Here is a 12,788-nt window from a genome sequence, read left to right as displayed (position 1 = left end):
TTTTATTTAAAAAACCATCGTAATTGTACCTGAAGTTCTGATTGGAAACAATAACCATGCATTAAAGGGTGTGGATTTAGTTAATTTGACTTATGCTAATGGTTCAGGGTTTAGCGCTTGAATGGTCAGCTCATAACCATCTTCTGTTATGTCAATGGCTAAAGCGGTGGTGATCGTTATACGTCTTCGGAACACTTTCTTCTCTCTCCTTTCTTCCTTTTTCACTAAGAATAAGTTCCTCTCCATCCTAAGAAAAGCCGGACTTAATACCGTCTAGTCCTAACCCAGCGTAAGTATATGTATGACTACCTAAAATACACGGATTTTGTAAACTAGCAATGTGATTATTATGAAATGTTTAATGTGCTGGGATACGCCCCTGCCAACCACTTCGCGTCTGCGGGAGTCTACGTAGTTGGCCTGCGCTCATGTTTGGACTCTACAACTGCTGTAGGAAAATGCATATTGATCGGTATCTGTTAGCTTCGAGAAATGTTACCACCTTACTGCAAGCAGACCGCCCCCACCGGACGCGGAGCATATTTACGTAGCTTTACTTTCACAACTTTTATCTGGGTTAATTTCATTGACAATGATAATCATTTTCATTTAATATGATATTTGAAAGCCTTAGAGGAGGGATTTGCACATGCCAAAAGTGATCTTATTGTTCTGCAGTATGTCAGGTAATACGGAGGAAATGGCTGAGATCATCGAATCAAACATTACTAATCACGGATTAGATGTACATAAATTTCAAATAGATATGGATGATATGATGGCGACTGACTTACTTGACTACGATGCGATACTGTTCGGTACGTACACATGGGGAGATGGTGATATTCCTTATGAAGTCGAGGATTTTTATGATGACATGGAAGAAATTGATTTAACCGGAAAAGTGGTAGCATTATTTGGTTCCTGTGATTCCATGTATCCAAATTACGGCGGCGCTATCGAAACATTCTCTGAGCGATTTAAAGAACGCGGTGCGTCCAATGTTCTCTATCACTTAAAAGTAGATCTGACGCCCGACCAGGATGATGTGAAACGTTGCCGCAAATTTGCTGAAGAGTTTGTGGAGCAGCTTCATACGTATGCGTAATAATTGGGCGGAGATTTTTCATCTTCGTCCTCTTTTATTCTTCCTTCGAACACCTCATCACACCTTCCTATACCAGTCCAAACTCGTTTTAAACTAATGTAACAAAAAAGAAATATAATTGTAAGTTTGGAATATATCCCCACAAGGAAAAGAATAGAAATGAATGATATTTGTATAGATACAGAAATAAGTATGACAGATGGATTCCATAGGAAGGGATGTTTTGTTATGAAAGGAATTATCCTTGCAGGAGGGAGCGGCACACGCCTTTCTCCTAGTACTGACAGTATGAATAAGCATTTACTACCTGTTTTTGATAAGCCAATGATCTATTATCCCTTATCTGTACTTATGCTAGCTGGTCTGAAGGAAATCATGATCATCAGTACTCCAGAAGATACACCACGATTCCAAAAGCTGCTAGGTGACGGAAAAGAACTGGGTATTACGTTAGTATACCGCGAGCAAGTGGTACCAAAAGGAATACCGGAAGCGTTGACGATTGCAGAAGATTTTATCGAGGATGATCACGTAACACTTATGCTTGGAGACAATATTTTTTACGGGCAAGGGTTTACCACAACACTTCGAAATGCGATAAAAAATCACCGTCATGCTACTATATTTGGTTATCGAGTGAAAGATCCAAACCGTTTCGGTGTGGTGGAATTTGATCATCACAAGAAAGTATTATCATTAGAAGAAAAACCTGACGATCCTAAATCCGATTTTGCAGTGACGGGCTTGTACATTTATGATCGTCGCGCTGTCCAAATCGCCAAAAAACTCAAACCGTCTGCACGGGGAGAGCTCGAGATTACGGATTTAAATAAAGAATATTTGAAATGGAACCACCTTGATGTCGAATTGCTCGGAAGAGGTTTCGCATGGATGGACGCTGGGACACAACAATCTTTATTTGACGCTTCAGAATTTGTGAAAACGACACAACAGCGACAGGGCTTCAAAATTGCTTGTCTCGAAGAAATCGCCTTTTACATGAGCTATATCTCGAAAGAAGCACTGTATGAGAAAGGAAAATCAATGGAAAAGAATGATTATGGTCAGTACCTGATTGAAATTGCTGAGCGAAAGCATTCCGAACAATACTGGGATTCCATTGATCATCATCCAATGTTAGGGGTAGTGGAAAATGACTAGCAAAACCATGCTTATTACAGGCGGAGCCGGCTTCATCGGCTCCAATTTCATTCACTATTTTATGAAAAAATATTCGAATACAAATATCCTGAACATTGATAAGCTTACATACGCAGGATCGAAGCATCATTTGAGCGGAGTAGCGCATAGCCCCCATTATCAATTTGTGCATGGAGATATTGCAGATCAACGTTTGGTCCATGATTTATTCGATCAATACGATATTCATGGCGTGATTCATTTTGCTGCTGAATCACATGTTGATCGTTCCATAGAAGATTCAAGAGTATTTATCGAATCGAACATACTAGGCACAGCAACGTTACTCCAAGCTGCCAAAAATGATTGGGAGACAAAAGGCGCGCTTACGAAAAGACGATTCCACCATATTTCGACGGATGAAGTATACGGATCACTAGGATCAGATGGAAAATTCTCAGAATATACGCCATATGATCCGCGTAATCCGTACAGTGCGTCTAAGGCGGGTGCAAATTTTCTCGTCAAAAGCTTTGGCCATACCTATGGGATGAATACCATTATTTCATCGAGCTCCAACAATTATGGACCAAGACAACATGATGAAAAATTAATCCCGACCATTATCCGAAAGGCACTGGCAGGAGAGGAAATCCCGATATATGGAGATGGCGAGAATGTGCGTGATTGGCTTTATGTACATGATCATTGCAGTGCGCTCGATGTCATCTATCATAGAGGGAATGCACACGAAAGTTATAATGTAGGCGGTGGAAACGAACGAACAAATATCGAAATTGCTACAAAAATTTGCGGAATATTGGATGAGAAGATGCCTGATAGGAGAGGGTACTTCAACGTGAAGAGCTTCAAAGAACTCATTACGTTTACCGAGGATCGTAAAGGACATGACCGAAGATATGCGGTTGATGACAGCAAGCTGCGCAAACAATTAGGCTGGGAACCGAAAGCAGAGCTGGACCGTGGGCTGGAAAAAACCGTAGAATGGTATGTGAAGCAATGGAATCTGCAGAAAAGCAGCTGATATCGGTCGTTGTCCCTGTTTACGGGTGCGAAACCTGTCTGATTGAATTATGCGACCGTATTAAAACAGCCGTCCTGTCCATCCCAGCAAAATATGAGATTATCTTAGTAAATGATGCTAGTCCTGATCAAGCATGGCAGACAATAAAGCGACTTAGCGCACAGGATAATGCCATTAAAGGAATTGATTTTGCCAGAAATTTTGGTCAGCATCACGCTATCACCGCTGGACTTGATGATGCAGCAGGTGATTGGGTCATCGTCATGGACTGCGATCTCCAGGATCGACCGGAAGAAATTCCGAATCTGTACGATAAAGCGGTAGAAGGCTATGATATCGTCTTTGCGAAACGTACGGCCCGTCAAGATAACTGGTTCAAAAGAAAATCATCTCAGCTTTTTTACCGCGTTTACGATTATCTGAGCGGACAGACAACGGATTATTCCACCGCCAATTTTAGCATCATAGAGCAGAAAGTGGTCAAAAGCTTTCGAAAATTGAGAGAGCAAAACCGCTATTTCCCTTTATTTATCAAATGGATGGGGTACAGAAGCACGAGCATCCCCGTTCGTCATGATGCCAGAGCAGAGGGTAAATCCTCTTATAACCTGTACAAACTGATTCATTTAGCGACAGATGCGATCATCTCACAATCCAACAAACCACTGAGATTATCGATACAGTTTGGTTTTCTGATTTCCTTGGTTTCCTTTCTATATGCTGTCTATTTATTTTGCCGCTATTTCTTCATGGATGAGCATGTACAAGGATGGACCAGTGTGATGGTATCGCTCTTCTTTATTGGCGGTTTGATTTTCTTCCATTTCGGTGTGCTCGGCCTTTATATAGGTAAAATCTTCAACGAAACCAAAGGCAGACCATTGTATCTCATTCGAGAAAAAACAGACGACAAAAAGGAACGGAGTGATTATAGATGACGAAATATCTTGAACCGACCCCATGGGATAAACGGAATTTTCACATAGACACGTACCAGCTGAACGAATATTCCGAAGCGGCACTGGCGGAGACGAAGAAACGAGAAGGACATTTCACGATAAAAGTGGATCCTTTTGCAGATACCGCCAATTTAAAAAAATATGGCTTTTATTATGCGGATACGTTGATAGAACCCATCGGCAAAAAGGATAAACTGATTCGAGTCGATCAGGAAAACATTCGATTCACACGTGATTTCCGTAAAGAAGACATTCTCGATATCGCAGAAGAAGCATTTGCAGGCGGACGATTTCACCGGGATTTCCATATTCCCAATCATATGGCTGATACTCGCTACCGCAATTGGGTGAACGACTTGATCGACAAGGATCTCATTTTAGCACTTGAGTTAAATGGCAGTATGGCAGGCTTCTTTGCCTACCAGAATGATCAGATCCTGTTGCTGGCAATGCACCGGAATTATCGAGGAAAAGGATTGGCAACAGCCTTTGCGAGTAGCTGTGTCCAGGAACAATTTCGATTAACCGGGCATGATACGCTGCGCACTTCGATATCACCGACTAATCCTGCCTCTTTGAACGTCTTTATTTCGCTCGGCTTTCGATTAAATGGGGCAGTAGATGTTTACCACAAATTAAACGGAACGCTGCCAGATGGAGGATAACGGATGGGATATTTATATATTTTTTGTACGATCGGCTTTACGGTCTACGGTCAGCTGATCATCAAATGGACGATGGATAAACAAGGCGGACTTCCGGAAGTCTGGTCAGATAAAATCATATTCCTCTTACAATTATTGTTGAACCCTTGGATTTTATCAGGATTCGCTGCTGCTTTTCTGGCAGCCCTCAGCTGGATGGCAGCAATGTCCAAGTTTGATATCAGCTATGCTTATCCGTTTATGAGTTTGTCCTTTGTGCTCGTATTTATCCTGTCTATCTTCCTTTTCGGGGAACCTGTTAGTGTGCAGAAAATAATCGGGTTTTCCTTCATTATAGTAGGAATTCTTGTCATGAGGTGATACCAATGATTCCATTTAATAAACCATGTTTAATAGGAACAGAAAAAGAAGCCATCCAACAAGTTTTAGAGCAAGATAAACTTTCGGGAAATGGTCCGTTTGGTCATAGATGCACTACCTGGTTTGAAGAAAGATTAGGATGCCATAAAGCCATCCTTACTCCTTCCTGTACCGCTGCACTGGAGATGACGGCGTTATTGACCGAAGTAGCGGAGGAAGATGAGGTAATCATACCTTCCTATACCTTTGTTTCGACGGCCAACGCTTTTGCATTACGAGGAGCAAGGATCAGATTCGTTGATGTGAGAGCCGAAACAATGAATATCGATCCAGAACAAATCGCCAAGGCAATCACGAATCGGACGAAAGCCATCGTAATTGTGCATTATGCCGGAGTATCCTGTGATATGGATGCGATTATGGCACTGGCCGCTAAGCACAATCTCTGGGTAATAGAGGATGCCGCACAAGGACTGATGAGTGAGTACAAAGGGAAACCACTCGGCACGATTGGACATTTAGGTACGTACAGTTTTCATGAGACGAAGAACTATACCTGTGGAGAAGGGGGCGTTCTGATCGTCAATGATCGATCTCTTGTGGAACGGGCTGAAATCCTTCAGGAAAAAGGTACCGATCGTTCACAGTTTGTCAAAGGAATGGTAGACAAATATACGTGGCGGGACCTGGGATCCTCCTACCTGTTGAGCGAATTAAATGCCGCTTATTTGTCTGTACAGCTCGAACATGCAGATAGGATCAATCAGGATCGACTACGGGCATGGAATCTTTATCAGGAAGGTTTAACAACACTAGCAGACAACGGATATATCGATTTGCCTTATATCCCAGAAGACTGTCAGCATAATGCGCATATGTTTTATATCAAAACAAAAGACAAGACGCAATGCTCCCAGTTAATCCAACACTTAAAAGAGGATGGGGTAATGGCAGTAACCCATTATATACCACTCCATTCCTCACAGGCAGGTAAACAATTCGGGGAATTTATCGGGGAAGATCGTTACACCACTGTGCATAGCGAAAAGCTTCTGCGTCTTCCGCTATATTACGGAATAAGGAAAGAGGATATACATCATGTGGTCGAATCTATTCAACAATTTTATCAAGTATAAATATCTCTGGCTGGCATGTTTTATCATGATTGGCTACCTTCTTCCCTATTATATATTAGGGGAAGATACGCACATCCGGGTGCACGATAATATGGACTCCAATATTGTCTGGTATAAGATGTTGGCAGAAAGTGGTCAAATTTTCACGTGGAAGGATACACTTCTGCCGAACGCCATTAACGGCTTGCCGAGAAGTGCGCTCGCTTCCCCATTTGACGCCGTCGTTTGGCTATATGTCGTCTTTGAACCAATGACAGCTTACACGATCAGTCAATCGATTATGCGGTTTACCGCCTTTTTTGGTATGTATTTGCTGCTAAGCCGCTTTGTATTCAGAAAAGAACAATCGCAATGGATCCTGGCGGGGGCTTCCCTGGCTTTTGCCCTGCTTCCATTTTGGCCATCGGGCGCACTATCTATCGCAGGTATTCCATTAGCGCTTTATCTGTTTCTGACAATAAGGAAAAATAGGAAAAACACTCCGACATACGTTTGGCTTGTATTAATGCTCATCCCGTTTTTATCTAATTTCGTCTTAAGCTTTGTCTTTTTCCTTGCCTTGATGGGCTTGCTCTGGCTAATCGACTGGTTCCGCACGAAACAAATAAATGGCGCATTCTTCTCGGCGATAGCTGCGATGACGGGCATTTATGTCGTGAAAAATTACTTGTTAATTACCTCGATGTTTTTGGACGCCGGGTTTACTTCTCATCGTGAGGAGCTTGACCTAGGTCACAACACATTTGAGCGGAGTTATCAATTAGCCTGGGAGAATTTTCTCTATGGCCATACCCATGATGAGGCGCATCAGGCATATATTATCATTCCCGTCATTTTAATCGCTCTCTTGGTCGCCATGTATAAAAGTAATATTCAGCCACGGCTTTTGATGACATTGTTTACAGCAAATCTTGCTCTCTCCTTCTGGTATGCCTTCTGGTACTGGGAAGGATGGCGTGTGGTGAAAGATCACTTCATGATTGCCAATACGTTTAATTTCTCCAGAGTTCATTTTTTGGACCCGATTATTTGGTATGTTTGTTTTGCATTAGCGCTGACTATCTTGTGGAAATATCTTAAAATCGGAAAACTGCTTGTGATTGTGTTAGTGGCTTTACAATGCTATCATCTGTTCGGACTTTCGGGAGAACTGAAATACAGTGAGCTCCATACTCCTACTTTTTCCGAATTCTACTCAGAGGATTTGTTTGATGAGATTGAAAGCTATATTAATAAGGATCCTTCCGATTATAGAGTTGTCAGTATTGGTATGCACCCAACAATCGCCCAATACAATGGCTTCTATACACTGGATACCTACAATAACACGTTCCCGTTAGTGTACAAACAAGCATTCAGAGAAGTGATAGCTGGAGAGCTTGCGAAAAGCCCTGCTTTGGAAAATTATTTCGATTCCTGGGGTGGCAGACTTTATATGTATTCTGCAGAGCTTGGAAAGGATTATATGTTTACCAAAAATGATGATACGGCAATTGAAAAACTTGATATCGACACCAGTACCCTGAAAGAGCTTGGTGGGGATTATATTTTATCAGCAGTGCCAATTGAGAACTATCAGGAGCTGGGGCTGGCGTATGAAGAAACCTTTGAAAATGAGCATTCGCCTTGGGAAATTCGACTTTATTCGTTGAAGTGATTGGTATTGATTACGAGCAGATTGTTATACAATAATACAGGAATGTACTATCCTTGTTTTATTATTGACAAGGAGGAATTAATGAATGAACCCAAAATATAACAAACTGTTCTCTCCATTCACATTCAAAAATGGAGTTGAAATAAAAAATAGATTAGTGATGGCACCGATGACGAACTTTTCATCTAACCCTGATGGCACGGTAACAGATGCAGAAGTCGATTATTATGCCCACCGCTCTAAAGGTGTAAGCATGGTGATCACGGCTTGTACTTACGTTACACCGAACGGCAAAGGATTTCCGAATGAATTTGCCGCAGACAGTGATGATATGATCCCAAGCCTGAGCAAATTAGCAAAAGGAATTCAGGAGCAAGGTGCAAAAGCCATCCTGCAAATTTTCCACGGTGGCAAAATGTGTCCACCAGATCTCGTTCCAGATGGTGATGTTGTCAGTGCAAGTGACGTTTCCGTTGGAGAAAATGCCGCGACCCCTCGGCCTTTAAAGGAAGCGGAAGTGGAAGAAATTATTAAAGCTTTCGGAGATACGACGCGCCGCGCAATTGAAGCAGGTTTCGACGGAGTGGAGATCCACGGGGCAAACGGCTATTTAATCCAACAATTCTTCTCACCTCATTCTAATCAGCGTAATGACCGTTTTGGCGGAAGCCTGGAAAAACGCATGACCTTCCCGCTTGCTATTGTTGATGAAATAGAGCGTGTAGTGGCAGAGCATGCAGACGACTCCTTTATTGTCGGATACCGTTTTTCTCCGGAAGAGCCTGAGGAAAATGGCATTACCATGACAGAAACACTGGCATTGGTTGATCTGTTATCAGATAAAAACTTAGATTATTTACACGTTTCCTTGATGGACTTTTTCTCCAAAGCGAGAAGAGGTGTAGAGGATATCAATCGGACACGAATCGATTACCTGCTTGAAACCATAAATAATCGTATCCCGCTCATGGGCGTCGGTTCGATCTATACAGCGGAAGATGCACGAAAAGCGTTTGAAACAGGTGTGCCACTTCTTGCATTGGGAAGAGGCATCATTATTGATCCAAATTGGGTACAGAAAATAGCGGAAGGGAAAGAAGATGAAATAGTCACGGAAATCGACAAATCGAAGCAAGAGGAATTAGTTGTACCCGATCCGCTATGGAATGCGATTATGAACGCACCTGGCTGGTTTCCTGGTGTGTAATCGAAAGAAAATTGGAAGTGAATAGCGATGAGACAGCTTCCCTTCCAAATGGAACAAGTCTACTGTATTGAACAACAGACGATTACGTATACGATCGGTCTGCAATATGAGGGCGGCCTTTTTAGTCACGATAATACCCGAACAAAACACGGACTTTATTACAAATATCTGTGTTCTGTTCGGCTTTTTCTTTTTAGTCGTAAAAATATCTTCTATGAATGAATTCTAAATGAATGAACAAGGTAACTTGGATTACTGCCACAGCTTGATCTACTACTGGGTAGGGGGGTTCTCTTGCTCGACAATTCCACTACTTTTCGTGGACGCATTGGTCGATAGAGCTCTTCTTTCGGACAATCCCGCATTATTGTTCATATCCGTTTTCTTATAAAAATAGTTATACACTTTTCTCATTCTTTTCATTTCAAACTATCATTCTCCACAATAAATCTCCTGCTCCCGATACGTTGCTATCATCTCACCTTGCTTATCCGTCGCAAATAACACCGACCGTTCTTTTTCCAATATAAATTGATAGACACGACGAGTAACAGGATCCTGTATTTTAACAGCTGTGTCACTAGCATACTCTGACACAAATGTATAAAGGTAACCATCGCGGAAGGTCAATTTTCTTCCATAGATTCCGGGTAGATCGCCACCTTCCAGCCATTTCAACTCTGCTGCCACACCAGCATGCTCCATCGCTTGACGGTATACAGCTTCTAACACTTCCGTACGTTCATTCAACTCAACCGGCAATGGACACCACAGCACTTTTCCCTGTCCAAGCTCGCTTTCTATTAGTCTGCTATCATCTTCGACTACTACTTCTTTATTTACTTCACCAATGCGACGATCACCAAATGACACAGGATGCTTTACACCGTTTATCGCCAACAGTTCTTCCCGAACCACATTGGACAAGCGGTATTCTCCGAAAAGGTCAGCAAGTGGCTGTAAATGCTCCCAATACGCATCAAGCCCCATTGGACCTGTCCATAAAAGGGTAGCGCCGGACTCTCTCACATAGTTGAAAATTTTCTCGGCTGCTTCCTTACTAAAGTTATGGGCACTTGGCACAATCAACAGCTTCGGCGGCTGTTCCTCCAGCGCCTCAAGATGATATTCTCCCATCGCCCGGAACGGTACATTCATTTGATACGCAAGTACTCTCGTTAATGATGTGGTTGCATCAAAGGCAAATTTCCGATTAGAAAAGTCGTTCGAATAAGGAAACACTACTGCTACATCTTCTAATTCACGGTCGATAAACAAGTCACGAATCTCACTGATAAATTTTCCAAAATCATAGGAGACATCTGCTTCCGGTTTTTGTGTCCCATCCGCACGTAATGCACCGATATTCGATTCGTTCGTATTATCCATATAAAAGTTGGTATTCCATAACCACTGGACCGCACCTGCCCCACCGGTTGAAAAGGCATAGGCATACTTGCGCTCCAATATATTGCGTAACTCCTCTTCCGACCGTTTCGCTTTACTGTCTGCTGTTTCGACATACATAATACCTGTTTCCTGAATTAAATTCGGCTTGTAAGGAGTTTTGGTAAAAATTCCATCCCAGACAAGCTGATCCATCAGCCACCACGAGTGCACCGTCGTATAATCAACTGCCTCCTGATAGAAAAAAGGAGTAGGACGCTGGCTGTACATTGCTTCATCCTGACCAACTGTCACAAGCTGCTTCGCGTTAACCGACTTAATCGTTTCCGTTAATTCGCTTGCCCACTTGTTATGCATAGCCATCGTAAATAAAGTATAGTCCAGCCAACGCAGTCCTTGTTTGGGCTGCTTCATCTTCTCTATATCAAAATTAATATCATCCTGTTCCGGTAATACAACCGACTCAAAATCTGGCAGCTCTTCCGGCGTCATATCCCAACGCTCCTGCAATACCGTAATCGCCCCATGTCTATCCTTTAGCCATTTTTCAAAAGCGGCTTGTTCAAAACGATCATGGACGGCACGCGGTCCTTGGAAAAAGCGCTCCGGATCAAACATGGACGGTTCATTGATTAAATCCCATTGCACATTGGTAGTATCGGCATGTCTTGCTATCAATGCCCGGATAAATCGTTTCTGCGCTTTTACACTGCGGGGATCAAGATAAGGGTTCTCTCCCTCATAGGCAATGGGCGTAAAGGCAAAAAAGTTAAAGGTTACCTCGATATTATGCTTTTTGGCAGTAAGCAGAAACGCGTCGATTGATCGCAACACCTCCTCCGATGGATGACCATCGATATACATCAGATGACGCCAACCCGTCCAAAGTCCCGTACGGATTAAATTAATCCCAGCCTCCTTCATCGTTGCCATATCGTAGTCCCAGGCAGCGACGTTCGGCATAAAGACAAATTTGCGGGCCACGTCAGACGTCATATAGGTTTGGCCAACAATCGGAAAAGGTCTTCCATCTTTCCAGAAGTAATCTCTTCGTGCTTCCATCACACTTCCCTGCTGCAATAATTCCGGATCATTTCCCCAGAATCCTTGCGTGTAGATACGCCGTTCTCTTGAAGCAGATGTAGCCAGACATTCTATTAGATATTGTCCTTTTTGAATCACAACGTCTACGGGAATCCGCAGAAATTGCACCTCATCTGTCGCGGTTATCGTTTCAGTTCCTGTCCAGACAATCTGTGAATCCTTTGTAATCGTGATAGCAAATTGCCATTCCACTGATTGCTGGATCATTTCCTCAATCTGAATCGTAATGCTCGCACGGTCTCCCGGCTCATAGGTCGCATAATTCGGCTTCACCCAAATTTCCGTTACACCATTTCTCGTAAAATCAGCCCATTCTGAAATAACCGCTCCCCCGCCATTTTCCCAAAAACGATCACCAATCGTTTGATTGATCATCAACCATCTGCCACCAGCAAAATCACCCTTCGTATTCTCTACTAATACTGCTGGAGCGGCTACCTCACGATCATCTTTGGAGATACCTTTCAATAACGGATGAATGTGCGCATCCATTGGACCGCTCGAACCATTCTCTTCGGGCCGATCGCGATGTCGGGTGACATGCAAAATCAAATTATGTGTAGGCTTAATTGAAAATAATGATTCTTTCCCTTCCAAAACCGGCAGCTTGTGATCTGCCTGCAGTTTCTCTACTGGAGCAGAGGCGACCGGCAATACCTCATGTATTTGTAATTGACGGTGGTAAGCTGTTTGTGCCCTTTCTACTTCCCATTCACCGTGTCCAGACAGATGAACAGGGCAACGGAATGGCGCACCTCCGATATGAAGCAGACCATGCCCTTTTTTGAAAAAAGCTAACAAATCCGGCCATGCTTCCTTTGGAAAATATGGACCATGTAAATGCACATAGCTGCTAAAATCCTGATCCGCTAAAGCTTCACCAAGTCGATCCGCGGTAACCACCTCGAATGTTTCACTCAGTTGATCTAACCATGCTTTTGAGGGCCTTGTACCTTCATAAGGAAATTGGTCATCATAGAAAATTAATGTCTTTGTCACG

General features: G+C 42.8%; 11 protein-coding genes. 9 read left to right on the top strand and 2 right to left on the bottom strand.

The annotated features are described in order from the left end of the window. Positions 1 to 90 precede the first annotated feature (90 nt). The gene (locus tag MUN88_RS21640; protein ID WP_256463979.1) at positions 91 to 225 is read right to left on the bottom strand and encodes a hypothetical protein; all 135 of its coding nucleotides are present in this window, start codon (positions 223 to 225) and stop codon (positions 91 to 93) included. 424 nt (positions 226 to 649) lie between these two features. On the opposite strand from MUN88_RS21640, the gene MUN88_RS06155 reads away from it, so the two are divergent. The 9 genes from MUN88_RS06155 to MUN88_RS06115 all read left to right on the top strand — a co-directional run bounded on the left by MUN88_RS06155 (position 650) and on the right by MUN88_RS06115 (position 9,277). Next, entirely contained in the window at positions 650 to 1,108 is a 459-nt protein-coding gene (locus MUN88_RS06155; RefSeq protein WP_244722238.1) for a flavodoxin, read from the top strand. Positions 1,109 to 1,336: 228 nt separating this feature from the next. Continuing rightward, positions 1,337 to 2,269 (top strand): glucose-1-phosphate thymidylyltransferase RfbA, encoded by a 933-nt coding sequence (rfbA, locus tag MUN88_RS06150; RefSeq protein WP_244722231.1) that lies wholly within the window; start codon positions 1,337 to 1,339, stop codon positions 2,267 to 2,269. After that, positions 2,262 to 3,293, top strand: a complete 1,032-nt coding sequence (gene rfbB / locus MUN88_RS06145; protein WP_244722214.1) for a dTDP-glucose 4,6-dehydratase — start codon at positions 2,262 to 2,264, stop codon at positions 3,291 to 3,293. The genes rfbA and rfbB overlap by 8 nt, the downstream gene beginning before the upstream one ends. Further along, positions 3,269 to 4,231 (top strand): glycosyltransferase family 2 protein, encoded by a 963-nt coding sequence (locus MUN88_RS06140; RefSeq protein WP_244722211.1) that lies wholly within the window; start codon positions 3,269 to 3,271, stop codon positions 4,229 to 4,231. Before rfbB ends, MUN88_RS06140 begins: the two co-directional genes overlap by 25 nt. Then, positions 4,228 to 4,917, top strand: a complete 690-nt coding sequence (locus MUN88_RS06135) for a GNAT family N-acetyltransferase (protein WP_244722208.1) — start codon at positions 4,228 to 4,230, stop codon at positions 4,915 to 4,917. The genes MUN88_RS06140 and MUN88_RS06135 overlap by 4 nt, the downstream gene beginning before the upstream one ends. 3 nt (positions 4,918 to 4,920) lie before the next feature. After that, the gene (locus tag MUN88_RS06130) at positions 4,921 to 5,277 is read left to right on the top strand and encodes a DMT family transporter (protein WP_244722201.1); all 357 of its coding nucleotides are present in this window, start codon (positions 4,921 to 4,923) and stop codon (positions 5,275 to 5,277) included. Between the two features lie 5 nt (positions 5,278 to 5,282). Next, positions 5,283 to 6,413 carry a dTDP-4-amino-4,6-dideoxygalactose transaminase gene (rffA, locus tag MUN88_RS06125; RefSeq protein WP_244722198.1) on the top strand — a complete coding sequence of 377 codons (1,131 nt, stop codon included), beginning with the start codon at positions 5,283 to 5,285 and terminating at the stop codon, positions 6,411 to 6,413. Continuing rightward, positions 6,376 to 8,070, top strand: coding sequence for a DUF6044 family protein (locus MUN88_RS06120; RefSeq protein WP_244722189.1), 1,695 nt, complete (start codon positions 6,376 to 6,378; stop codon positions 8,068 to 8,070). Before rffA ends, MUN88_RS06120 begins: the two co-directional genes overlap by 38 nt. A gap of 85 nt (positions 8,071 to 8,155) precedes the next feature. Then, the gene (locus MUN88_RS06115) at positions 8,156 to 9,277 is read left to right on the top strand and encodes an NADH-dependent flavin oxidoreductase (RefSeq protein WP_244722186.1); all 1,122 of its coding nucleotides are present in this window, start codon (positions 8,156 to 8,158) and stop codon (positions 9,275 to 9,277) included. A gap of 432 nt (positions 9,278 to 9,709) precedes the next feature. On the opposite strand, the gene MUN88_RS06110 is transcribed toward MUN88_RS06115, so the two are convergent. Then, positions 9,710 to 12,787 (bottom strand): beta-galactosidase, encoded by a 3,078-nt coding sequence (locus tag MUN88_RS06110; protein WP_244722183.1) that lies wholly within the window; start codon positions 12,785 to 12,787, stop codon positions 9,710 to 9,712. Between the last annotated feature and the right edge of the window lies 1 nt (position 12,788).

Origin of the sequence: Gracilibacillus caseinilyticus (assembly GCF_022919115.1) — a bacterium.
Taxonomy (GTDB): Bacteria; Bacillota; Bacilli; order Bacillales; family Amphibacillaceae; genus Gracilibacillus; species Gracilibacillus caseinilyticus.
Note: the sequence above shows the minus strand (reverse complement) of the source record. Positions and strands in the feature narration are given on the sequence as shown.